This is a genomic window from Flavobacterium sp. FG68 (assembly GCF_057808895.1).
In genome coordinates this window covers 88,415-115,247 of record NZ_JBMDIY010000017.1, presented here as the reverse complement: position 1 = coordinate 115,247, position 26,833 = coordinate 88,415, and the positions used below count along the sequence as shown (strand labels likewise).

General features: G+C 35.2%; 16 protein-coding genes. 6 read left to right on the top strand and 10 right to left on the bottom strand.

Annotated elements, in window-relative coordinates:
* Positions 1-560 precede the first annotated feature (560 nt).
* The 5 genes from ACODSB_RS12780 to ACODSB_RS12760 form a co-directional block, all read right to left on the bottom strand.
* Entirely contained in the window at positions 561-2,384 is a 1,824-nt protein-coding gene (locus tag ACODSB_RS12780; RefSeq protein ID WP_488937329.1) for an alkaline phosphatase, read from the bottom strand.
* Positions 2,385-2,978: 594 nt separating this feature from the next.
* Positions 2,979-4,514, bottom strand: a complete 1,536-nt coding sequence (locus tag ACODSB_RS12775) for a RagB/SusD family nutrient uptake outer membrane protein (RefSeq protein ID WP_488937328.1) — start codon at positions 4,512-4,514, stop codon at positions 2,979-2,981.
* Positions 4,515-4,532: 18 nt separating this feature from the next.
* The gene (locus tag ACODSB_RS12770; protein WP_488937327.1) at positions 4,533-7,922 is read right to left on the bottom strand and encodes a SusC/RagA family TonB-linked outer membrane protein; all 3,390 of its coding nucleotides are present in this window, start codon (positions 7,920-7,922) and stop codon (positions 4,533-4,535) included.
* Positions 7,923-8,023: 101 nt separating this feature from the next.
* Positions 8,024-8,947 (bottom strand): FecR family protein, encoded by a 924-nt coding sequence (locus tag ACODSB_RS12765; protein ID WP_488937326.1) that lies wholly within the window; start codon positions 8,945-8,947, stop codon positions 8,024-8,026.
* A gap of 115 nt (positions 8,948-9,062) precedes the next feature.
* On the bottom strand, positions 9,063-9,620 hold the full coding sequence (locus ACODSB_RS12760; RefSeq protein WP_309845841.1) for an RNA polymerase sigma-70 factor: 558 nt from the start codon (positions 9,618-9,620) through the stop codon (positions 9,063-9,065).
* Between the two features lie 437 nt (positions 9,621-10,057).
* Between ACODSB_RS12760 and ACODSB_RS12755 the strand changes: the two genes are divergently transcribed.
* Entirely contained in the window at positions 10,058-10,282 is a 225-nt protein-coding gene (locus tag ACODSB_RS12755; protein WP_053472708.1) for a hypothetical protein, read from the top strand.
* Between the two features lie 80 nt (positions 10,283-10,362).
* Here ACODSB_RS12755 and ACODSB_RS12750 read toward each other — a convergent pair whose 3' ends face one another.
* The 5 genes from ACODSB_RS12750 to ACODSB_RS12730 all read right to left on the bottom strand — a co-directional run bounded on the left by ACODSB_RS12750 (position 10,363) and on the right by ACODSB_RS12730 (position 17,516).
* Positions 10,363-10,611: a hypothetical protein gene (locus tag ACODSB_RS12750; RefSeq protein ID WP_053472709.1), complete on the bottom strand. Its 249-nt coding sequence runs from the start codon at positions 10,609-10,611 to the stop codon at positions 10,363-10,365.
* A 268-nt stretch (positions 10,612-10,879) separates the two neighbouring features.
* Entirely contained in the window at positions 10,880-12,400 is a 1,521-nt protein-coding gene (locus ACODSB_RS12745; RefSeq protein WP_488937325.1) for a glycoside hydrolase family protein, read from the bottom strand.
* A 267-nt stretch (positions 12,401-12,667) separates the two neighbouring features.
* Entirely contained in the window at positions 12,668-14,848 is a 2,181-nt protein-coding gene (locus ACODSB_RS12740; RefSeq protein ID WP_488937324.1) for an HAD-IIB family hydrolase, read from the bottom strand.
* A gap of 113 nt (positions 14,849-14,961) precedes the next feature.
* Positions 14,962-16,626, bottom strand: coding sequence for a serine hydrolase domain-containing protein (locus ACODSB_RS12735; protein ID WP_488937323.1), 1,665 nt, complete (start codon positions 16,624-16,626; stop codon positions 14,962-14,964).
* Positions 16,627-16,703: 77 nt separating this feature from the next.
* Positions 16,704-17,516, bottom strand: coding sequence for a helix-turn-helix domain-containing protein (locus ACODSB_RS12730; protein ID WP_180860451.1), 813 nt, complete (start codon positions 17,514-17,516; stop codon positions 16,704-16,706).
* A 138-nt stretch (positions 17,517-17,654) separates the two neighbouring features.
* Between ACODSB_RS12730 and ACODSB_RS12725 the strand changes: the two genes are divergently transcribed.
* From ACODSB_RS12725 to ACODSB_RS12705, 5 genes are all read left to right on the top strand, one after another.
* Complete coding sequence (locus ACODSB_RS12725; RefSeq protein WP_488937322.1) at positions 17,655-17,807, top strand: hypothetical protein; 153 nt, start codon at positions 17,655-17,657, stop codon at positions 17,805-17,807.
* A gap of 154 nt (positions 17,808-17,961) precedes the next feature.
* Entirely contained in the window at positions 17,962-18,339 is a 378-nt protein-coding gene (locus ACODSB_RS12720) for a response regulator (protein WP_053472714.1), read from the top strand.
* Between the two features lie 109 nt (positions 18,340-18,448).
* Positions 18,449-19,900: a sensor histidine kinase gene (locus ACODSB_RS12715; protein ID WP_488937321.1), complete on the top strand. Its 1,452-nt coding sequence runs from the start codon at positions 18,449-18,451 to the stop codon at positions 19,898-19,900.
* Complete coding sequence (locus ACODSB_RS12710) at positions 19,897-20,328, top strand: response regulator (protein WP_180860445.1); 432 nt, start codon at positions 19,897-19,899, stop codon at positions 20,326-20,328. Before ACODSB_RS12715 ends, ACODSB_RS12710 begins: the two co-directional genes overlap by 4 nt.
* Before the next feature lie 117 nt (positions 20,329-20,445).
* A complete protein-coding gene (locus ACODSB_RS12705; protein ID WP_488937320.1) occupies positions 20,446-26,823 on the top strand; it encodes a HAMP domain-containing protein in 6,378 nt (2,125 codons plus the stop codon).
* Positions 26,824-26,833: the final 10 nt, after the last annotated feature.

Below are 26,833 nucleotides of genomic sequence, written 5' to 3'. Positions count from 1 at the left end.
CACTTTTTGATATCCGACTTATCATTCCGTTAGGAATGTTTCGTAGGTAGAAAAAAATAAAGATCAGCAACATTTGCGTTCCGTAGGAACGTTTGATAGCTCAGATTATTAAAAAAAAATGTCAAAAATCAAACGTTCCTACGGAACGTAAACCATCATAAAATATAATTTTCTACCAATGAAATGTTCCTACGGAACATGGAAATATATAAAATAACCTAAGAGACTCTCTCAAAAGTCAATACAGTTTTTCACTATAATTATTTTGTTTGTTATTAGTAACTTAATTGACCACTTTTTGATATCCGACTTATCATTCCGTTAGGAATGTTTCGTAGGTAGAAAAATTAAAGATCAGCGACATTTACGTTCCGTAGGAACGTTTGACAGGTCAGATTATTAAAAAACAATGTCGAAATCAAACGTTCCTACGGAACGTAAAACATTATAACAATATAATTTTCTAACAATGAAATGTTCCTACGGAACATGGAAACATGTAAAAATAAAAAAGAGGCTGTCTCGAATTTTGAGACAGCCTCTTTGCTTTTTTTAGAAAATTACTTCTTAGTAATCGCTTCTATTATTTTAGTATAAATTTCTGTGTTTTGATAAACCCCTGCAAAATTTTGAGCTCCTGCTCCATAAGCAAAAACCGGAACCGGAACTGCTGTATGATCATTTGTGCTGAAACTTCCATGAACATAACCTTTTTCAATACTTCCGTCGATTAACGAAAGTCCTCCTGTTTCGTGATCTGCCGTAACAACTAAAAGAGTTTCAGGATTGTTATCTACAAATTCCATTGCCTGCCCTACTAATTTGTCAAAATCTAGCATTTCGCGAACCACATATTCAACATTATTACTATGTCCGCCGTAATCAATTTGTGCACCTTCGGCCATGATAAAAAACGGATTTTTTGATTTTGCAAAAGTGCTTACCGTTTTAGCAAAAGATTTAGTTAAGAAATCTCCTCTTCCATTTTTCATCGAAACAACCGCTGCATCATCTGCAATAACAAATTTGCTGTTTTTAATAGTATCTAAAGCGCTGAATTTATCTGAAAAAGTATATCCTTTCTCTAGTAATGCTTTAGATAAATCTTTCCCGTCTTTTCTGGATTTAAATTCTTTTGTTCCTCCGCCAATTAAAATATCCGACGGATTGCTTAAGAAATCATTTGCTATAGGTTCGTTGTAACTTCTTTCCGGCTGATGAGCGTAAAAAGCAGCCGGAGTTGCATCTGTAATATTTCCTGCTGAAATAATGGCTGTTTTATAATTCTTTTTAGCCAATTGCTGTGTAATTAATTCTAAAGGTTTTCCGCTTTCATCAACGCTTATGAATCTGTTATTAGTTTTATGTCCCGTGGCCATTGCTGTTGCTCCGGCTGCAGAATCTGTAATATAGCTGTCAGAAGCTTTAGTTATCGAAAGTCCTTGTGTTGGAATATTAAATAAACTTAACTGTCCTTTATTGGCTGTATAACCTGCATATATCTGCGTTAATCCCATTCCGTCACCAATTAAAAGAATTACGTTTTTTGGTTTCTTTTTGGCGAAAGCCGAAACATTTTTAGGAACATATGCCTGGTGAAATTCTGTATTTTGATAAAATGTTGATTTAATATTATTGATAAAATGTGTCAACTCAGAAACATTATCTGTCCCAATAAAATCAAGTTTTAAATTCATCAAGGTCATCCACGTATTTACGTTGTCTGCCGTGCCCCAAAATCTGATTTTTTTATTCTGATTGTGGACTTTTTTAATCACAGCCTGAATTTTTTCTAAATCGGCTTGTGTTAAAACACCTTTACCGTTCCAAGGCGTAAAGACTTTTATATCTTCACTGATCATTTCAACACGAGCTAATTGCTCAGCAGAATATTCTTCGTTAAGCCTTCCGTCAAAATAAATAAATTCAGGATAATCCTTCCACTGTGCAGGATTTGGTCTGTTTCCAGAAATGACAACTTTAATATTTTTATTTACAATAATGTCAGGAAATGTTTTTAACTGTTGCGCAATAACTTTCAAAGTAGCATCGGCATCCGATTTAACATCAATCATTAAAATCAAAGGTTTATTGCTTGGGTAAGCTTTACTTCCTAAACTTTTTAATTTTAAAGAAAGTGGTTCTAAATACATACTTTTTAATGTATTCTGAGGTGTAATATCTTTGAAGTTGTGTGCTACAAACAATTCATTATTTACTACAAAAACATCGGCTTCGATAACGCCGGTTTCGTTTGAATATGCTCCGTAAAACGGAAGCGGACTTGCATAATCATTATGCGAATGAATATTAGAAGAACTATATTCCTGTGCTTGTACAAACAGGAAGAATTGAAGGCAGAAAAGGGTGAATATTTTTTTCATTGAAAATGTTTTCTGTTTGTTTTTTGCCACAGATTAAAAGGATTAAAATAATTTTTGGATTGCTTTGTGTGAAGGTTTTGCCACGAATTACACTAATTTTCACGAATTATTTTTTTGATTCCTGCGAATAAAATTTGTGGAAATTCGTGTAATTCGCGGCTAAAACAATATTTACTAATGATCTTTATTTTTTGCCACAGATTAAAAGGATTAAAATGATTTTTGAATTACTTTGTGTGAAGGTTTTTGCCGCGAATTGCACTAATTTTCACTAATTATTTTTTTGATTGCTGCGAATAAAATTTGTGGAAATTCGTGTAATTCGTGGCGAAAAAAAAAATCCTTTTTAATCCTTTTAATCTGTGGCTAAAAAAACAATAATAACCAGTCCTTTAAAAAAAGACTGGTTTTTATAATATTTAAAGCTGTCCATTATTTTTTTACTATCTGCAGACTCCACAACAAGCCTGCAGCGTAAAAAAAAATAAACAAACAAACTAATTAATTGTTAATGGTAAATTGTTAATTATAAATAATTAATGGTTCACGACTAATTGATAATTAACCATTCACAATTCATAATTAACCATTAAATCACCATCCTTGGTTTTGAGTCAAAGCTCCTTTGCTCACAGCGATTTCATCTGGTGGTATCGGCCACACGTGGTGAATAGCCGGATTGAAATTACGAGCCGGATAAATTACAGTTCCGTTATAATGATGAAGCGGTTTTGCGTAAGTTTCTTTTGCATCTCCCCAACGAACTAAATCAAAATGACGGTCTGTCCACTCCCCTGCTAATTCACATCTTCTCTCTCTTTTTAAATCTGTCAATGTTGCTCCGGCAAGATCACCAAGACCTGCGCGGTGACGAATCAAATTGATTTCAGTATCTGCGTTTTGACCTTTCATTAATTTCGCTTCAGCCAGCATTAAAAGCACATCTGCATAACGTAAAAGCGGAACATTTAAAGCTGTTGAAGGCTTGTCTCCGTTTGCATTTACATAACGAATATCTACAGCTCCAGAATTCGTTTTTGGATAACTAAACGGCTCCATGTATTTTTTAAACTGATAACCAGTTCTGTTACTTGAACTTACAATATTTTTGCCTTCATTAAAAGTTACTTCTTCTCCAAAATAAACGAATTTATCTCCTTTTTGAAGTATTGTCGCACTTCGTCTTTTATCTGTTGGATCATAGGTATCAAACAATTCTTTTGTTGGATAAAAATTCCCCCAGCCGTTGTACGCTCCCCATCCTTTATCTTCTAAACAAACTCCAGGAAAAATGGAACCCAAACCTGTATTTTCTGCACTAGAAGTTACAGACCAGATATATTCTGTAGACCAGTTGTTTTTAATTTTAAAAACATCTTCAAAATTGTCAAGCAGTTTATGTTTTCCGCTTGCTACAATCATGTTCGCATATTTTATAGCGTTGTCCCAATCTTTAGCATACAAATACGTACGAACTAAATAAGCCCATGCAGCCGTTTTGTGTGCACGCCCGTAATTGTCTGGTGTAAGCTCATTAAAATATGGTAATAAATCAGCGGCTTTCTTTAAATCGGCAGCGATATAAGCGTAGTTTTCACCAACGTTTTTAGCACGCGGAACGTAAACATTTGTAAAGTTTTCTCTATCCTGAATAGGAATTCCGGCGCGATCGTCTCCATAATGATACGCTAATTCTAAATGCATTACAGCATGATTAAAATAAGCTTCGCCCAACATTCCGTTTTTTGTTTTTTCATCCAAAGGAATATTCGGGATATTACGAATTACGTCGTTGCAGCGTTTCATAATTTCATAGTGAAGTCTCCAGATATCTTTTGTATCAGACTCAGCTCCGTCAACAATAAAATTTTTGATACGTTCTGCATTTTGTCTTGGTTTTGTTCCGATATCATCGCTGGCGTTGTTTAACCAAAAGAAACCACGACCGTACATATTATCATCAGAATACAAGGCATAAATCGAATTTACTCCTGCTTGTGCGTCTGCCGGAGTTTTCCAGAAATTTCCGCTTGACGGCGCTCCCTGTGGAATTACATCAAGTTCACTTTCGCAAGCTGTGGTGCTTACCAATAGCACAAAACTCAATAATAAAAGACTTAATTTTTTCATTTTGTTTATTTTATATTTTTAAAAAGTAGCGTTTACACCAGTCATATAAATTCGGGAAAGCGGATATTTACCTACATCCATTCCAAAGTTTCTAAGACCAACTTCCGGATCCATTCCTGAATAATTCGTAATCGTAAACAAGTTTTGTCCAGAAATAAAGAATCTCAATTTTGCTTTTCCGTTTAACCAGTTTTCTTTAACTGTATATCCAATTGACACGTTTTTCAATCTTAAGAAAGAAGCATCTTCGATATAGAAATCAGAGATTCGTCCGAAGTTATTGTTGTTGTCTGTTGAAGATAAAACCGGAATATTAGTATCTGTATTAGTTGGCGACCAGGCATTTTTAGATTCAGCCAATAAGTTGTAACCCGGGAAAGAACCATTTAAACCTGTATGTTTTACAGCATTGAAAACACTGTTTCCTGCCGCTCCGTTAAAAAAGATATTCATATCGAAACCTTTGTATTTGAAGTTCGCATTTAAACTGTAAGTTGTTTTAGGAAACGGACTTCCAAGCACTACTCTATCGCTGTTGTTAATTACACCATCTCCGTTTTCATCTTTAAATTTAATATCTCCGGTAACAGCATTTGGCTGATACGCCACTCCATTTGCATTTACATACGCTTTTGCTTCTGCAGTACTTTGGAACAATCCGTCAGTTGCATATCCGTAAAAAGCACCAACCGGACTTCCAACCTGATAAATATTCGCTAATGGTAAACTACGAACTCGGCTTAAGTTTAAAGGCTCAAGTGAAGTCAAATCATCTTTAATAGAAACAATTTTGTTTGTTAAAAATGCAGCGTTTGCCGTTACATCAAATTTAAATTCTCCACGTGTTTTTTGATATGTTAAACTTGCTTCAAGACCTCTGTTCTCTACATCTCCAGAATTCACGATTCTGCCAAGAGGCGTTCCGGAAACTCCAGGAAGCTGATCGCGCACTAACATGTCTTTGTTTGTTTTTACATAAGCATCTACAGAACCTACAATTGTATTATTGAACATTGTAAAATCTAAACCTATATTAGTCTGCTCAGAACTTTCCCATTTTAAATTAGGGTTTGATAATTCACTTTCAGCATAACCGTAATTAATTACCGGAGTTGCTCCAATTAAAGCTGATGTCTGCGTAAGAGGCACACTAAACTGGTAAGGCCCAAGGTTTCCTAAGTTTCCTATTTGTCCCCAGCTTGCACGAAGTTTTAAATTGCTTACAATTGGATTAATGCTTTTCATGAAACTTTCTTCAGAAATTAACCATCCTGCCGAAACTGATGGATATACTTTCCAACGGTTATTTTGTAAAAGTTTTGAAGTTCCGTCGCGACGTACAATTCCTGATAATAAATATTTTTGATTGAAATCGTAGTTTAACCTTCCCACATAAGAGGAAATAATTTCATCAGATAAACCTGCTCCGGTTTGTTGAATTACTTTAGCATTCAACAAATAACGCTGAGACGGATCTTCGTTATCAAAACCTGTTCCTTCAACCGTGTAATAATCTCTTTTTGTTTCCTGATACGTATATCCTGCTAAAGCTTTGAAGTTGTGTTTTCCTAATGATTTTTCATAAGAAATAGTCTGCTCGCTCAATAAATCAGTAGTGGTCATTGACTTTTTAGTCAATCTGTTAAAGTCAAATATTTTTCCCGGTTCTGTAATTTTAACCGTAAAATCTGTTGCGTTATCTTGTATTCTTGTATAACCCCAGTTTGATTTTACTTTTAATCCTTCGATAATTTCCCATTCTGCATAAGGATTGAATAAAACTGTAGAAATTGGGTTTCTGTTGTCTAATCTTTTTAAGTAAGCAACGGGATTAATAACGTCTCCATAAGAACCAATGTATTTTTCAGGAACTCCTCCAAACTGTCCAGAACCATCTTCTCTGTAAATTGTTGCATTTGGCGGATAAAAAATTGCTCCTAAAATTGCTCCTGTATACGCACTTGATGTATTAGCAGACTGACCATCTGTTAGAGAATACGATAAGTTTTCTCCAAGTGTAAAATTTGGCGCCAGTTTAAAAGAGGTATTTGCTCTTACGGTATAACGGTTTCCAAAAGTATTTAGCAAAATACCTTCGTTTCTTCTATAACTTCCTGAAAGAAAGAAATTTGATTTTTCTGTTTTTCCATTTATCGAAAGAGATAGATCCTGAATTTCTCCTGTACGGAAAATTTCATCCATCCAGTTTGTTTTTGTTGTTCTTGCTGTTGGTTCAAAAGCAGGATCAAAAGCAGGAATTCTTGGTAAACCCGCATTATCTCTTGCTGTGTTCATGGCATCAGCATATTCTGCAGCGTTTAAAACATCAAGTTTTTTAGCCACATTTTGAAAACCTCCCTGATAATTAACGTTTACATTAATTTTATCTGAAATTCCTTTTTTAGACGTAATTAAAATTACACCTCCAGAAGCTCTTGCTCCGTAAATCGCTGCTGATGCCGCATCTTTCAAAACGCTGATCGAAGCAATATCATTTGGGTTTATAGTGTTTAAGGAACCGCTGTAGATAATTCCGTCTAAAACAATTAACGGTGTTTCTGCGTTTAAAGATCCAATACCACGAATATTAATTGTTGGCGAAGCTGTTGGATCTCCTCCATCGTTGATAACCGTAACACCCGCAACAGTTCCCTGCAATAATTCACCTGCATTGTTATACGTTCTGCTTGATGCTTCTTTCATAGAAACAGATCCTACAGATCCTAAAACTTCATTCTTTTTCACACTTCCGTAACCCATAACCACAACTTCCTGAAGCTGTTTCATATCGGCTGCTAATTTTACAGTGATATTTTCTGATTTGGTTACTTTTATTTCTTGCGTTGCATAACCAACGTATGAGAAAATAAGTACCGCTTCAGATGCGTTTATTTCCATTTTAAACGTTCCGTCAAAGTCTGTTGCCGTTGTTGTATTAGAACCTTTGTCTTTAATTCCAACTCCCGGCAATGGCATATTATCGTCTCGGCCAAAAACAGTTCCCGAAACAATAATTTTGTTTTGATCATCCGTTAAACCGGCTACTTTTTGCGTTTTTTTAATGACGATATTGTTACTTACAATTTCATATCGAAGCGAAAAATTACTGCATATTTTATCTAATGCCTGCTCCAGTTTAACGTTCGTAAGTTTTAAACTGATTTTCTGGTTCGTATTAACTTGATTTGATTCGTACATAAAATGAACGCCAGCCTGATTTTCAATTTTTTGAAAAACATTCTTCAAGCTTTCATTTTCTACCTTTAAGGTTACTTTTTTATCAAAATCAATATTTCCGGCATTTATTAATCCGGTAAAAAACAAAGCAATAAATAAGATTACTTTTGCCCACATAGCTTTTTTAATGCTTTGAAACTTTACGACGTACCGCTTTTGTTTTTCATTCATAGTTTTTGGATTTTAGATTGGCTTTTAATTTTAGATTTTAGAATTCAGATTTTAGATTTTTTACTAATTACTTCTCACTTTTTACTATTCACTTTTCACAACTATTGAATTTTATAAACCCCGTCCTCCACTTTATATTCGGCGTTTACGATATTGCATACCAAGGCCACAACCTGATCTACAGGAAGTTCTTTGAAATAGGCGTTTATTTTTAGTGCGTTTAGATTTTTGTTTTTAATTTCGATGGCAACATTGTAGTTTCTGTTTATGGTTGCGATAACTTCCGGCAGCGGCGTATCTTCAAAAACAATTATATTTTTACGCCATAATGAAATCGTGTTTACCGGGACATCTTTAAAGGCTTGGAGTTTGTTGTTTTTTGATTTAAAAACTACTTTCTGACCCGGCGTTACATATACATTTTCTTCGGTAACGGTCGATTTTACGTTTACTCTTCCGGTCATAACAGAAACTTCCTGTGTTCTTTGGTCCGGATAAGCCTGAACATTAAAGCTCGTTCCCAATACTTTGGTGTCCATTTTATCGGTGTGGATTATAAAAGGATGTTTTTTGTCTTTGGCTACATCAAAAAAAGCTTCTCCGGTTAGATAAACTTCGCGAGTATCTCCTTTAAATTCTTTCGGATATTTTAAACGGCTTCCGGCATTCAGCCAAATTTGTGTTCCGTCGCTTAACGTTAGTTTTGCATGTTCGCCTAACTTTGCCGCATATTCTTTAGTTTCAACATCATTTATTGCTTTTTGGTAAAAGAAAAATGATGTACCAAATAATACTAATAAGGAAGCCGCAGCTGCCCAATATTTAGTTTGAAGAAATATAACCTCGTTTGATTTCTTTATTTGTCTCAATTCTTTTTTTAGTTTGGAACGATCTGATTTTATGGTCTCCATATTCTCGAAAGCTTCATCAGTACGATCGTACCATTTATTCCACATTTCTTGTCCTTTTGGAGAATAATTTCCCCCTAAAAAATGTTTTATTTCTTGTTTTAATTTATCAGGCATTATAATTTCTTTATGTCTTTAATAGTATGTCTTGAGAATTGAAAATTCAGGTAGGTTGAAAAGGTTACGCTTTTGTTAAGAAAAAGTCGGCTTATCATTTTCGGAAATATTAAAATCAATTAAACTCTCCTAAATAAGTCCGCATGAATTTTAATGCGTATGTAATATGATATTTTACCGTATCGATCGAAACGTTAAGTTCGTCAGCAATTTCTTTATTCGAATAATGTTTGATTCTGCTGAGAATAAAAACCTCTTTTGATTTTTTTGGAAGTAACGAAGCTGCTTTGTCAACCGCTATTTGTAATTCATCATAAAAAATAGAATCTTCGGTTGCATTGTGACTGTTATAAGAAACGGTATTTCTATCTAAAACTTCCTGAATATATTGATCTGTTACGGTGTGGGATTTTATATAATCTAAAGTTGTGTAACGAACGGAAGTGTAGATGTATGCTGCAAAACTTTTTTGAATTACGATGGTTTTGCGGCGTTCCCAGATGGTGGTAAAAACTTCCTGAACAATTTCTTCAGAAATAGGAACCGATTTCATCCTTAAATAAACGAAGCGCACCAGCGAATCACGGTATCTAAAATACAGCTCATCAAAAGCTTTATCTTTTCCTTGTTTTAATAATTCAACAAGTTCTTCATCAGAATAACCTTTATACATAATACTTCACTTTATTATTATTGACTGGGAAAATAATGTCTATTAAAACATTTATTTGGTGAAGTATGCTTACTTTGAAAAATGACATATACTGCAATAGTTTGTTTAATAATATGTCTTCAAAATTAAAACTGAGGGTAGGTCGGTTAGGTTACGTTTACATTAATAAAACAGCAGGATTATGAAACATTGTATTAACATTTCGTTTGGTTTGTTACCAATAGATTGTAAAAATCCGGAAGAATAAAAATTTGGGATAACTTAGTAGAGAATTTAAATATTTTTCTGTTAACAAACTGAATATGTGAATTATATAACTTTTACAATTTAAACTATAAAATATTTTCCCATTAACAATTCTACATTTACATTCCCGCAGTAAAAATCTGCAAGAACTAAATTTAAACAGCAATTATTAACCTCTAAATACTGATATCATGAAATTTGAAGGCAATGAAAATGACGAAACCACATTTAGAAAACAAGAATCTTTTTGTCTGTATGATTCCATTACAATATGCGACGATCAGGAAATAAGTCGATATTTTAGAGGTCAGAGTAAGAATGTTTCCTGGGATGATGAAGATGACAGCCTTGAGGAAGAAGACAATTATTACGAAGATGAAGAGGAAACCTTAGAGAGCTATGATCGACCGTTGTAAATCTCTCCAATAATAAATAATCATTAAAAGCTATCTGAATTCAGATAGCTTTTTTTTTGGTTTTGGTGTAAATGATTTGTTTATTTAAAAACAGTTACTGCATCAGTAAGATTTTGGCTTGAAATAAAATCAGCGATAAAATCTTTTACTTCATTCCTGCTTTCTGCCGAAGTGGCAAAAGAATTAATATGATAATTTTCGTCCTGATCTAATATATGTATTATTTCAGTGTAGCCTTTGGAGATTAAACTGCCTTTTAACTTAATTACATTAAATTGTTGACGTCCGTCTAATTCTTTACGTACTTGTAGTTTTATAGCTCGTTCCATATATTAATATTTAAATTAATTCCTTAACTATTCCTTTATCAAAAATAAACATTCGAATATTTAAGTATATAATAATCAATGCAGTAGTTATTAACTGTTTATCAGCATATTATCAACAATTCAGAATTATACTGTTAAATTTAAAACATTGAAACCTTCGAAAGCAATGTTTGCTGTAGTTTTAATGAACCATCAAAAAAAGATTATTTAAAAGAAATATTAGAGCCATCAAAAAAGCCATATCAACAACGATATGGCTTTTTCTAATTTAACTCGGATTAATCTGCACCATCCGGCTGTAATCTTTAGAATATTTTTCCGGGTCTGATGCTGCGTATTCATTTTCCGGTTCGGGAATTACATGAATTTTAGAATCACTAACGGATATCACGGCCGAGCAGACATAAATTCCTATTTTGCCTTCGTTATATCTAAAGTCCAGCAAAGTTAGTTTCACGACATCGTTTATAGAAAGTTCATAATAATTTCCGTAACGGATAATCTTAAAATAGATTTGTTTATTATCCTGAATTTCAAATTGATTGGTTTGAATGTTTTCAAAAATAAAATTATTCTTAACGTCCTTTTCATTAAATCCCCAAGCCCTGAACTGAACAAATCCGTTTACAAAATCAATCGAAATATAATAAGCTGTTCCTTCTTTATCACATTCAATTACAAATCCTGTTTTTCCCATTCCTTCCACCGCAAGCGTTCCTTCCCATACAAAATCCATTGAAGGTTTTTCGAAGCAGTAAATTTCATAACCGCTTCGGCATCCAAATCTCCATTTGTTTTCATTTTCCTGAACAAAATCAGCAGTTGGATTTCCCAGAATTGGTACGGGCTGCGGTAAATCTTTTTGCAAAATTGTTTTTTGGTAGAGCTTTTCCCAGTAATAATAAGACTTTAATAAAAGTCTGCCGCTATTGTCAATATCCAGTTCTTTTGGCGGAGGAATTACTCGGTGTGTATTGACATTTCCATCGGCAAAATAAAAATTATAGACTAAAAAATGCGCGCCGTCTTTTACAACTCTCGCTGCATAATTCCCCTGCGGAAGCAATACATTATTATGAAAAGCACAATATTCTCCCTTAAACTCCGGCGCGGACCAATATCGTACTTTAACATCTTCGCGAATGGAGCCCAGTAAATAATGAGTTCCTTTTATTTCTATAACACACGGACACTCAACATCATCATATACATATGGGAAATGCAGCGGTTTTTGCAGCACAAAACCTTCTTTCTCTCTTTTGGCTACACCAATACAGCCGCGTCTGTAAATTGGTCCGGATGCACTTCGGGCGCAAATCAATAAATAATCTTCGCCTTCATACGTGTATTTAAAAGGATCTCTAAAACTAATCCATTCCCGTGGATTGTTAGAAAAACTTTCATAATGTGGTGCTTCACTTTTAAAAGGCAGACCTTCAAAATTTTCTTTTTCCCAATGAATTAAATCTGCCGAAACTGCCCTGCCTACTTTTTGCTCAATTCCTTTATCCTGACGTTTCAAACCGGTATAATACATTTCGTAACCTTTTTTGTCCGATCTTTTGCTTACATGCATTGTCCACAACATATCATCGTCCCATTCTCCCGGATCACCTACAAACAAAGCATTTTTTACTCTTTTCCAAGAAAGACCGTCTTTTGAAACTGCGTGCGCAATATAATCGTGATTGGGAATAATCAAATGAAACAAATGATGCATTCCTTTTTCATCTATAAATACATCAACATCTCCAATTTCCCAATTGCTAAATCCTGAACCTGAATACATTTTATTACTTATTTAATCTGTTAGTATAATTATTTTAAATGCATATCTATATTAATTTAAACACATAGAAACATAGGTTTTTGAAGCTTAAAAAGGCGTTTCACTTGTTTAAAACAAACATAGTTGCGTAAGTGTAAAACTTTGTCAAAGTTCAAAACTTTGACAAAGCTGCCACAAAGCTATGTGTGAGAAACTAGTTTCTTTTTATACTCTTTTTAATTTTAGAATATAACCTATGTTTCTATGTGTTTAAATAATCTTAACACGTTACTTAATTATTTTATAATATTTTAATCCTTCTAAAATTCCTTCAGAAGCCGAATTTTTAGCCACATAAACACTTTTGGTCGTTTCGTAATCTGCCAGTTCTGCGCTTCTGTTTCCCACAATAATACCTTTTACCAAACCTCTGAACATATCAACATCATTTCCCGAATCTCCGGCAGCAATCACATTCGATAATGAAATATTCCATTTACGGCATAAAAATTTTATAGCATTTCCTTTTGAAGCCCGCTTCGGAATAAAATCCAGATATTGACCATGGCTCGGAATAATATTTATTTTATACCAGCCTGTTCCTAAAGCCTTGATTAATTCGTCGTGATCATAATCTTCTTTTTCGTAGTAATAGGAAATTTTATAAGCATTCTGAGCTTCTTCTTCCTGAAGCCTGATCCATTTCACTTCCTTTAAACGTTCGACAATATCTTCTCTTTTCCATCTTCCGGCTAAGAATTTTGCCCAGCCTTTGTCGAGGATATAATCTTCCCCATTAGTATAATAAATCTCTGTCCCAACGGAACAAATAATAAAATCCGGCAGCGGAAACTCCTCCTCATCAATGATTTTTTTAACCAAAGTCAAATTTCTTCCCGAAGCCATCGCAAAAGCCATCTTATCCGTACGGTTTGTTAAGTGCGCTTTTAATTCCTTTAATCCGGGATTATTTAATTTGGGTTCAATCAGCGTTCCGTCAATATCCGAAACCAATAAGTTTTCGATCTTTCTTTTCAATCGGTCAATATTAATATTTGGATAATGCTGTTTTTTGATTCCGGCTCCGGATGATAAGGATAAATTTTCTTTTACCAATTCCACATATTGGTTAACGTGGCTTAACCAGCTGTAATGTTTTTGAATATTTATGGCGCCGTTATTCGAATAATATTTCCATTGATTTTCATCAGTTAAAATATTTCGAAGTGCTTTTTTAATTTGATTTTCATCTTGCGGATTCACCAATTCTCCGTTTTGGCAGACTGGAATAATTTCTGATGGTCCGCCATTTTTGGTAACCACAACCGGAAGTCCTGAACTTGCCGATTCTATAACGGTTAAACCGAAATTTTCATGCAAAGCCAAATTCACAAATACACCTCTTTTTTCGGCAGCATAACGGTAAATAATCGAAACCTCATTCTCCACATCATGCTTTTTCGGAATGGCCATTTTTCCGTACAAATCGTATTTGTCCATTTGCAATAATAAATCCGTCAGAACATCTTTTTCAGATTCCGGCATTTTAGCAATGTCTTTACGGATTCCGGCAAAAATGACCAGATTTGCAATGCTCTGCAATTCTTTGTCTTTACCGTAAACATCAATAAGTGTATGGAGATTTTTATGTCGGTCAGGCCTCGAAAGTGCCAGTATAAAAGGTTTATGCGGATTGGTCAGGAATTTTGAAATCGTTTCTGAAACCCAGTATTTCCGCTGTGTTTCTTCTAAATGTTTATCATTATCCGGTTCCTGAAAATAATAAGGAACAAATTTTCTGGTATCGATTCCCGGAGAAATGGCGTGGTATTTTCCTAACTCAAAATTTTTATATGCTTTATAGGTTTCAATTTCCTGTTCGGTAGAAGTAACAATAAATTCCGAAAGTTCAAGTGTCTTTTCCTCAGCCGCAATCCTGGCTTTAAACTTGAATTTCTTTTCCAGTTCTTCTTCCGTAAATCCGCTTTCAAGCAATTTTTTCTTTTTATAAAATCCTAAAGAATGTCCGGTATGCGCAAAAGGTATATTGAGAACCGCAGATAATTCGGCGGCAGCGTAACCAGCATCCCCGTAATGAGAATGAATCCAGTCCGGATAAATATTGTGCAGTTTAATATGCTGCATTGCTCCGTTTACAAACGTATCAAGATCTTCCCAAAGCAGTTCTTTCGATTTGTATTTTTTTCCTAAAAAAGGAATTCGTCTTATATCTAATTTATCATTAATTACTTCCACAGGAACTGCATATTCAGGCGAAAGCAAAGGATCGTCAATTAATCGTGTAAATAAATGTACGTGCTCAACATCTTTGTGCTGGGATAAAAATTCGGCAAGTTCGTAGACATATTTAGTTTGTCCGCCGTTGTCTGCATCCCGGCCAATTTCAAGACCGGAACCCTTTAAAAGTCCGTGTATATTTATAATTGAGATTCGTAATTTTTTCATCATCGGGCATTGTTATTTTGAAAGCCCAATTTACCATGCCTGCGAAGATTGTAAAGAAATAATTACAGTTTAAATTTACATATTTCCCACATTTAAAAAATAATTTAACCTAAACATTACCGTTTATAATCTAAAACAGCCGGCAAAATATAATCCTTTACAATTTTTTCTGCCTGAGGATGTGCATATTGTTTATTATATGCTTTTGAAGTAATAATGATCACTAACGGAAGTTCCTTAAAAACTATAAACTGGTTTCCCCCATTTCCGGCACAATAAAACGTTTCATAATTTTTTCCTTCAAAAGCAAAAGTTTTATTCCAAAACAAATAACCGTAGAATTCATTATTTCGTTCCGGAATCTGGATTTGTTTTGTAAAAGTTTTAGAAACCCATTCTGCGCTTAAAACCTGTTTTCCGTTCCACAAACCATTATTTTTATACAACTGCGCATATTTAGCATATTCTAAAGAAGTCATTTGTAAACTTCCAGCCGTATTAGGCACTTTTTGAGGCGTATACTGCCATTGATAATTCGTAATATGTAAAGGTTTAAAAAGCTTTTCATCGGCATATTTTTCTAAACCCTGAGGCACACTTCTATTTATAATATCGCCAAGAACTACTACTCCTGCCGTAAAATAATCCCATTGACCGCCGTTTGTTTTGGTTTTATCCATAGGAAGGTTCAGCGCAAATTTTACCCAGTTCTCAGCCGGATACATATTATCTTCATTTCCCGGAGAATCTCCATTGCTGTCAGAACCTTCAAAAGCAGAACTCATTGTAAGTAGATCTCTTATTTTTACGCTGTCTTTTTTAGGTTCATAATTAGTAAACTGTTTTAAATCGTAAAATGTATTTAAAGTCTGATTTTCATTTTTAATAAAACCTTCATCAATCGCAATTCCCATCATTGTAGAAGCAAAAGATTTTCCGGCAGATCTCGTGTCGTGCAGCGTATTTCTATTGGCATCATTAAAATATTCTTCAAGCAATAATTTACCATTGTTTATTACAACGACACTCGTAATTTCTTTTAAATTATAAGTGCCAATAGCTGAATTTAACTCCTCAATTTTCTTTTTATCAAAAGACTGATTTGAAATTTCCCAATCGCTGCCCGGCTGAATCTGCTGAACTTCAATTTGTTTTTTAGTTAATACAATGGGTTTTATAAGCAGCTTTAACTGACCTTCGGCAATTAAATTTCCTGTTTTTATAGTGTCGTCTATTTTAATATAAGGTCTGAGTTCTATTTTAAGTTCATGCATTCCTGTGTTTAGTGCTTTTTCTCCGCCATTATTTTTAAAGCGTTCCCACATATTCATCGCCCACCAGTCTTCTCCTTTTGTACTCGTTAACGGAACCCTAAATACTGTAGATGTATTTTTGTTTCCGCCAGATCCAAAATTACAGCCGTGATGAATATTTTCGGTATAAATCAATTTCCCATCAACATAAAAAGAAAACTGAAGATTTCCGGTTTTTAAAAGTGTTTCTGTAGAAAGTTCAGGAGTTAATTGATGTAAATAATTCACCACCGAATTATCCATAAAAACTCTGATATTTAAATCTGATCTGGGTTTAAGTTCAAATGATTTTAAAATGTCTGTCTTTTTATATTCAACCAGCGGAATATTTCCATTCATAAAAGTAACCTTACCAATATTGGCTTTATGAATATCATAAGTGATTTCGTCTGCTTTATATAAATTATTTTGGGCCGCAATTTTACCGCACAAAGACAGTAAAAGAAACAATATTATTCGTGTCATCATTTTAGTTTTTATAAATATTTGAAAAGCAAAACTATGTCGTTCCATTCACTAAAAATTGTACAGAATTAACATTGCGGTTATTTCTTAAAAAGTATTTTTTTATGTTCAGATGGATTAATTTCATTCATTTCCCTAAAACAGCGATTAAAATGACTTTGGTCTGAAAACCCGCATTGATAAGCAATTTCGGTAAAAGACTGATTTTGGGAAGACATCAGCGAAAGCGCCTTTTCAACCTTTAATTTCCTAATATATTCGCCCAGATTGCAATGAAAATATTTAGAAAAATCCCTCGACAAATGTATCGGGTGAATATTTAATATCGAGGCTAAATATTCTAACGTAAGAGGTTCTGCAAATTGTTCGTGCAGGATTTCATCCAGCGTTGTTACCCATTTTGGCTTTTTATCTAAAACCGCTTTAAAATTGTTTTGTAAACGTGAAATTATTTCGAGCAGTAATATTTGAGTAGAAATATCAGTACTATTATCCTCTATTTTTGAAGCCCTGAAAACTTTGTACATCAACAATTTAATATCAGGATCTAAAATTTTACTGCTTCCTTCCAGATTTTCGCTGTTTAAACTCAGATTCTCAAACCAGTGCTTTTCAATTTCAAGGTGAAAACCTCTCGTAAATCCGTCAGGTTTTATGTTATAATGTGCATCCTGCCAGTTATGAAACAACAGGCTTCCGGGAGAACAATTGTAGACTTCTTTTTTATTTCCTTCAATAACATTTCCTTCCAGAATAAAAGTAAAATAAGCATGTTCATGATAATGCCAGTCCACTTTAGGATGTGTGTAAACGGTATCAGTTAAAGTAATTCCGTCGAGATAAATAGTCTTGTTTGTATCGCCGTAAAATTCGCCTTTTTTTGAATGTTTCATCGTTACAGAATTTCAGAAAACTAATGTACATTATTTTGGCATGAGAATTATAGAACAATATTTAAAAATTGTGTAAGAAAATTTTAGGGCATAGTTATACTTTTCAGTCTTATAAATGTTTCACCAAAACATAAATCCATGAAAATACTTTTACCAATCTTCTTAATTGTTATCCTAATTTCAATTTTGAACTACAGCTGCGAATCGCTTTGCGAAGATGATAATTCCAGAAGCAATCATAAAGAAGCTTCAATTCACAAAACAGACACATTAGAAGCGACTATCGATTAAAATATTTTTTAAGAATTCTAATAAATTTCTTTCAAAAAACACATCAAAAGAGATTAAAATTGGCAATATTATTTTTACATTTGAGTAAGAAAAATATTGTCATGCCGTTCGTTTTTAACGAAATATCATCTTTTATAAACACCCCAATATTTATATGAGTTATAAAAACATATTACAAATTGACGATGATATTGACGATTGCGATTTTTTTATGGAAGCACTTCAGGCAGTTTCCAGTGCTGATTATGTATCGATGCAAAACCCTGTAGAAGCACTCAATAAACTGATCCACAAAAAAATTAATCCCGATGTTATTTTTCTGGATCTTAATATGCCGGTTATGTCCGGCTTAGAATTTTTAATAGAAATTAAAAAGCAGGAAATCATTAAAGATATTCCTATCATTATTTTCTCAACTTCACAATTTGAAGAAATTAAGCTTAAAGCCAAAAAATACGGAGCAGATGAATACATCTCAAAACCAAGTGATTTCAATGAATTAAAAAAAATACTAAGTCATTATATCGCATAATGTGTACTGTGCTTAATTATACTGCTCAAACCGTTTACTGCGCTGTGCCGTTTTTTGCTTTTTTTTATTGTTAAACCCTGGTTCCTTTGGTATTCCTAACAGAAAGACAATGAAATTATCAACTCAAATACTTGTAGCTTTTACGCTTATCATTTTACTTTCTGTAGCAGATTCCTATACGAATTACAGGCTGTCTAAAAAAGTACAGCTTAATTCTCAATTTCTTTCAAAATCAGAAGCCGTAATTAGAAATTCTAATAAAACCCACAGGGCCATTCTTGAAATGCAAAGTGCCGTAAGAGGTTATTTTTTAACAAACGACACCACATTTTTAGAAGAATATAATAGAGGAATAAAAAAAGTACCCGAATATCTTAGAGAACAGCGATCCCTTATTGGCATTGATAATACCCAGCGGTCTATTATAGATTCTATAACACAGCTGCATATTGAGTGGCTTGTATATACATCAGAATTAATCGAAAGCAGAAACAATAATCCCGTAGTTTATCAAAACCTTATAGACACTAAATTTAAAAAACATATAGGCAAAAATATCAATGATGCTATTAGTAGAAAGTTCAAACGGTTTGACAAAATCGAATATAAAACACGAAAATACCACAGCGATATGTTACTGCAGTCTTTAGCAAATACCAGAACATTCTCGCTCATATTTTTATCCTTAACCATATTTGTTGGTATTGCAAGTACATCTTATATTGTTATCATGATTACCAACCGAATCAACTCTATGGTTCGTGTGGCAGATACAATCTCTAAAGGAAAATTTACCATAGTTGAAGATTATAGAAAAGATGAATTAAGTGCGCTTTCTTCCTCTTTAAACATTATGTCGCGCCGACTGGAAAAAAACATTCAGGACCTGGAAAACAAAAATGCAGAACTTAACAAATTTGCCTATGTAGTTTCTCATGATTTAAAAGCCCCTCTTCGCGGTATTTATAATGTTATCAGCTGGATTGAAGAAGATTTATCAGAAGAGCTCTCTCCTGCCCTAAAAAATTATCTGAGCATAATTCCGAAGAGAACGCAGCGCATGGAAGCCTTAATTAACGGTCTTTTGGATTATGCCCGAATCAACCGAAAAACAACTCCTGAATTAGTGGATACCAATATAATGGTTGATGAAATTGCGCAGTCTATTGTTCCGAGGAAATTCAAATTAGAAATTATTAATCTTCCCGTAATCTTTACAGAACGTTTAAAACTTGAGCAGGTATTTTCTAACTTAATCAGTAATGCTGTAAAATACTCCAATCCTAAAAATCCACGCATCGTTATAAAATGCGAAAAAATAATGAACGTTTTTGAGTTTTCGATAAAAGATAACGGAATTGGAATTGATCCTGAATACCATCAAAAAATCTTTGAAATATTTCAAACCCTGAGAGAAAAAAATGAAATGGAAAGCACCGGAATTGGCCTCGCCATTGTCAAAAAAATAATTGACGAACAAGGTGAAACCATTAATGTACAATCAAAACTGGGCGAAGGGGCAGAATTTACCTTTACCTGGAGAAATAATAAAGCCGTATGAGAAAGCCAAACATTTTACTAATTGAAGACGATGAACTGGATACTATATCGGTAGAACGTTCCTTAAAAAAATTAGAAATCAAATATATTCTTCATACCGCCTACAACGGACTTGAAGCATTAAAACTATTAAGAGATCCTGAAAATCCGCTTGTGCCGGATGTGATTCTTCTAGACATTAATATGCCCAGAATGAACGGAATTGAATTTCTCAGCATTATAAGAACCGACGAAAAATTAAAACACCTAAATGTTTTTATTATGACGACATCTTCTGAAAATAACGACAGGGTTACCGCCGAAGAACTAGGTATTTCAGGATATATCATTAAACCATTGAATTACAATGACAATACAAAAAGACCCGATTCAATGGATGCCTTTGTACAATTTCATCTAAGGAAAATTTTATTAAATGAAAATACTTAAATTTAATAGAAATTTTAAAATATCAATTGCAGTCACAATTTCAAAAATCAAAGATTAGAAATCAGAAATAATCTAAAATCTGAACTCTAAAATCAAAAATATACCAAGCCGCCAATTATGAAAAAAGCAAAACACACCGATAAAGCACCAGAAAATGAGGTTTTGATCGCACTGCCAATCATAACAGATGAAAAAAAACCATCTGGAACCAAAGTAAAAAAAATTGAACCCGAAGAATCTATTCTTAACGATGCCGAATTTTTAAAGATTTTGCTGAAAGTTAAAAACGGAAACTTCTCGCAGCGTTTCCCTACCGACCAAAACGGAATAAAAAGATCAATCTGCGATACTTTAAACGAAATCATCGACCTGAACGAAAGAATGGTTTTTGAATTTCAAAAGGTTGGAAAAAGCATTGGTAAACAAGGAAAGCTAACCAATCGCGTGGTTCTTGACGGTGCACGTGGTTCGTGGAGTTCGTGTGTTGAATCTGTAAACACCCTGATTTCTGACCTGGTTCACCCTACTATCGAAATTGCACACGTAATTACATCGGTGGCAAAAGGAAACTTATCTCAGGAAATGCCTTTATCTATTGAAGGAAACCCGCTTCAGGGAGAATTTCTTCGAATTGCAAAAGAGGTAAATGGAATGGTGAAACAGCTGAACCTTTTCTCGATGGAGGTAACCCGTGTGGCGCGTGAGGTTGGTACCGAAGGAAAACTGGGAGGTCAGGCAAAAGTTCGTGGTGTGGGCGGGGTTTGGAAAGATTTGACCGATTCTGTAAATAAAATGGCGAGTAACCTTACTGGTCAGGTACGTAATATTGCCGATGTAACAACAGCGGTGGCAAAAGGAGATTTATCTAAAAAAATTACCGTTGACGTAAAAGGTGAAATCTTAGAATTAAAAAATACCATCAATACCATGGTGGATCAGCTGAACTCTTTTTCTTCTGAGGTAACCCGTGTGGCGCGTGAGGTTGGTACAGAAGGAAAACTGGGCGGACAAGCGCAGGTAAAAGGTGTTGGTGGAACATGGAAAGATTTAACGGATTCGGTAAACCAAATGGCATCGAACTTAACCGGACAGGTACGTAACATTGCCGATGTAACAACTGCCGTAGCAAGAGGAGATTTATCTAAAAAAATTACCGTTGACGTAAAAGGTGAAATTTTGGAATTAAAAGATACCATCAATACCATGGTGGATCAGCTGAACTCCTTCTCTTCTGAGGTAACTCGTGTATCACGTGAGGTAGGTTCTGAAGGAAAACTGGGAGGTCAGGCAAAAGTACGAGGTGTGGGCGGGGTTTGGAAAGATTTGACCGATTCCGTAAATCAGATGGCATCCAACTTAACCGGTCAGGTACGTAATATTGCTGAGGTAACAACAGCCGTAGCAAAAGGAGATTTATCTAAAAAAATTACCGTAAACGTTGAGGGAGAAATTCTTGAACTAAAAAATACCATCAATACTATGGTGGATCAGCTAAACTCATTCGGTTCTGAGGTAACTCGTGTGGCGCGTGAGGTAGGTTCAGAAGGAAAACTGGGAGGTCAGGCAAAAGTAAAAGGTGTTGGTGGAACATGGAAAGATTTAACCGATTCCGTTAATCAGATGGCGTCCAACTTAACCGGACAGGTACGTAACATTGCCGAGGTTACAACCGCCGTAGCAAATGGTGACCTTTCTAAAAAAATTACGGCTGTAGCCGAAGGGGAAATTCTCGAATTAAAGAAAACCATCAATACAATGGTGGATCAGCTGAACTCCTTTTCTTCTGAGGTTACGCGTGTGGCACTTGAGGTAGGAACCGAAGGAAAACTGGGAGGTCAGGCAAAAGTAAAAGGTGTCGGCGGAACATGGAAAGATTTGACCGATTCTGTTAATCAAATGGCATCGAACTTAACCGGACAAGTACGTAATATTGCCGAGGTAACAACAGCCGTAGCAAAAGGCGATTTATCCCGTCAGATTACCGTTGATACAAAAGGAGAAATTCTTGAGCTTAAAAATACCATTAATACCATGGTGGGTCAGCTGAACTCTTTCGCTTCTGAGGTAACCCGTGTGGCGCGTGAGGTGGGTACCGAAGGAAAACTGGGAGGACAAGCGCAGGTTGAAGGTGTTGGTGGAACCTGGAAAGATTTAACAGATTCCGTTAACCAAATGGCATCGAACTTAACCGGACAAGTACGTAATATCGCCGAAGTAACAACAGCCGTAGCAAAAGGAGATTTATCGCTCCAGATTACGGTTGACGTAAAAGGAGAAATCTTAGAGTTAAAAAATACAATTAATACGATGGTGGATCAGCTTCGAGGCTTTGCTTCGGAGGTAACAAGGGTTTCGCGAGAAGTTGGTACGGAAGGAAAACTGGGAGGACAAGCCAACGTTCCCGGAGTTGCCGGAACATGGAAAGATTTAACAGATTCTGTTAATCAAATGGCAGGAAATCTTACCGCTCAGGTACGTAATATTGCCGATGTGGCGATTGCCGTGGCAAATGGAGATATGTCCCGAAAAATTACCGTTGACGTTCGCGGGGAAATTCTGCAATTAAAAGAAACCCTGAACACAATGGTGGATCAGCTTCGTGAATTTGCCTCTGAGGTAACTCGTGTGGCACGTGAAGTTGGTACCGAAGGAAAACTTGGTGGACAAGCAAATGTTCCCGGAGTTGCCGGAACATGGAAAGATTTGACCGATTCGGTTAATCAAATGGCAGGTAACTTAACGACACAAGTACGTAATATTGCTGAGGTTACGATTGCCGTAGCCAATGGAGATATGTCGAAAAAAATTACGGCCGACGTTCGTGGAGAAATCCTGCAATTAAAGGAAACAGTAAATACCATGGTGGATCAGCTTCGTGCCTTTGCATCAGAGGTAACTCGTGTGGCGCGTGAAGTTGGTACCGACGGAAAACTGGGTGGACAAGCGTTCGTTCCCGGAGTTGCCGGAACCTGGAAAGATTTAACGGATTCCGTTAACCAAATGGCATCGAACCTTACCGGACAAGTACGTAACATCGCCGATGTAACCAAAGCCGTTGCAAATGGTGACCTTTCCAAACAAATTACCGTTGACGTAAAAGGAGAAATCCTCGATTTGAAAAACACCTTTAATACGATGGTGGAACAGTTAAATTCATTTGCATCAGAGGTTACGCGTGTGGCGCGTGAGGTAGGAACCGAAGGAAAACTGGGAGGACAATCTGAAGTAAAAGGTGTTGCCGGAACATGGAAAGATTTAACAGACTCGGTTAACGTAATGGCATCCAACTTAACGGGTCAGGTTCGTGGAATTGCGAAGGTCGTAACATCTGTAGCAAAAGGAAACTTAAAACAAAAATTATCTATTGATGCAAAAGGTGAAGTAGCACAGCTTACGGATACTATTAATGAGATGATTGATACACTTGCCACCTTCTCAGATCAAGTAACAACAGTTGCCCGTGAAGTAGGTGCCGAAGGAAAACTGGGAGGGCAAGCAAACGTTCCCGGAGCATCTGGAACTTGGAAAAACTTAACCGAAAACGTAAATCAGTTAGCGGCAAATCTTACGACGCAGGTACGTGCTATTTCTGAGGTAGCATCGGCGGTAACGCAGGGAGATTTAACGCGAACAATTGGTGTTGAAGCAAAAGGTGAAGTTGAAGCTCTTAAAGATACTATCAACCAAATGATTTCAAACCTAAAAGCAACCACTTTACGTAATCAGGAACAAGATTGGCTGAAATCGAATTTAGCTAAGTTCACGCAAATGCTTCAAGGGCAAAAAGAGCTTAAATCGGTTACCATGAAAATCCTTTCTGAGCTTGCAGCCGTAGTTACTGCACAGCACGGACTTTTCTATATTTTGGAAGAAGGCGAAGAATTCATGGATTCTAAACTGAATTTAATTGCCTCTTACGCTTACATTAAACGAAAAAATTCACCTACCTCCTACGCTATGGGCGAAGGACTTATAGGTCAGGTTGCTGTAGAAAAAGAACGAATTATTTTAAGTAATGTTCCGAAAGATTACATCAGAATTAATTCCGGATTAGGAGATGCGAAACCAAAAGACGTAATTATTCTTCCAGTTTTATTCGAAGGAAGACTTAAAGCAGTTATTGAATTAGCTTCGCTTGATACCTTTAGTCAGACGCACTTAGATTTCCTTGAAGGATTAACAGAAAGTATTGGTATCGTATTGAATACTATCGAATCAAATTCAAGAACCGAAGAATTATTGGTACAATCACAATCATTGGCAAGCGAGCTGAAAAGTCAGCAGGAAGTCTTAAAAAATACCAACGAAGAGCTGGAAGAAAAAGCTATTTTATTGGCCAATCAAAAAGAAGAAGTTGAGCTAAAAAATCAGGAAGTTGAGGTTGCCCGTAAAGCATTGGAAGAAAAAGCAGATCAGCTTACTTTGACATCCAAATACAAATCTGAATTCCTGGCGAATATGTCACACGAGTTAAGAACACCGTTAAACAGTTTGCAAATTCTCGCCAACGAATTAATTGCCAACCGCGACGGAAACTTATCCGAAAAACAAATTCAGTTTGCTAAAACAATCAACTCTTGCGGAGATGACTTAATTCAGTTAATTAACGATATTCTGGATCTTTCTAAAATTGAATCCGGTTATATTTCTGTGGATTACAACCCAATTAGTTTTGCAGAAATCAGCCGATTTGTGGAGTCTACCTTCAACCCTATTTCTCAGGCGAAACATCTTAATTTTGAAATTATGATGGATCATAATCTTCCTGAAGTTATGGAAACCGATTCGCAAAGATTGAATCAGATTCTGAAAAACCTGCTTTCTAATTCATTCAAGTTTACTGAAAAAGGCGGCGTTAGATTAAACATTTATAAAGCAGATAATAATTGGAAAACCAAAAACGCAAGTCTGGAAAATGCCGAAGCCGTCGTTGCTTTTGAAATTTCAGACACCGGAATTGGAATTTCCAAAGAAAAACAAAACATCATTTTTGAAGCTTTCCAACAGGCAGAAGGTTCTACAAGCCGTAAATATGGAGGAACCGGTTTAGGATTATCCATCAGCCGCGGGCTTTCTGATTTATTAGGCGGAAGCATCGAACTGGAAAGTGATACCAATATTGGAAGTAAATTTACCTTGTTTTTACCATTGAAATTCGTTTATATTCCAGAATTGGAAGACATTAACGTAAATGAAGAAACCAATGTTCTTCACGCCGGAAAAAGCCGTTTAAAATCACTTCCGTCTGCAAGTTTCAAAAAATCTGATATGGATTTATATTTTGTAGATGAGGTTGGTGACGATAGGACTGATATTAAACCAAATGACAAAATTCTTTTAATTGCCGAAGACAATGTCACCTTTGCTAAAATATTACTGGAAAGAGCGCATCAGCATGGCATAAAAGCGATTGTAACGACACGCGGAAATGATGTGGTGGATTATATCAATCAATTTCAGCCGCACGCCATTACAATGGATTTAAATATGCCGGACACCAGTGGCTGGAAAATTCTCGACCGACTAAAAACAGATTTCACGCTTCGTCATATTCCGGTTTATATTATTTCGGGAGAAGATGAAAGAAACAAAGGTTTAAAACGCGGTGCCAGAAACTTTTTCCTTAAACCTGTCAAAAATGAATTATTGACTTCTCTTTTTAATGATATTCAGGATTTTAAAGACAAGAAAGAAAAAAATCTTCTTGTAGTGGATGATAATGAATTTGAACTGGAACGAATTGTTGAAGCTGTTGAAGGCGAAGACATTTCGGTATCAACTGCTTTAACGGCAAAAGATGCTGTAAAATTGATACAGGAAAAATCATTCGATTGTATTATATTAGACTTAATGCTTCCTGATGCTGATGGTTTGGATTTAATCAGCGATCTGGAAAATAATATCAGCGGACAGGAAACGGCTATAATCGTGCATTCTGCGGGCGATGTCAATAAAAAACAGTGTGCTAAACTCAGTCGTTTTGCACACAGCATTATTACAAAAAGTGCCACATCTATCGATGAACTAGTAGATCAGACTGCCCTGTTTATGCATCGTGTTCATAAAGACCTGCCGGAAAGCATGAAGGACAGAATCGAAACGTATTATTTAAAAGAAGATGTTTTAATCAATAAAAAAGTACTTTTAGTAGATGATGATGTTCGAAATTTATTTGCACTTACAACTGCTTTAGAACGTTTTGGTTTAGATGTTATCAGCGCAGAAAGCGGCCACGAAGCGATTGATATTTTGAGTCAGAATCTAAAAATTGATATTGTTTTAATGGATATCATGATGCCGGAATTAGACGGTTATGAAACTATGAAAATCATTAGAAAAAATATAAAACATAAAGACTTAACTATCATTGCCGTAACAGCAAAAGCAATGAAAGGTGACAGACAGCGCTGTATCGAATCGGGCGCATCAGATTATATTACAAAACCGGTTAATGTTGAACAATTATCCTCTTTAATGAGAGTGTGGTTAAAATAATTCCCCTATT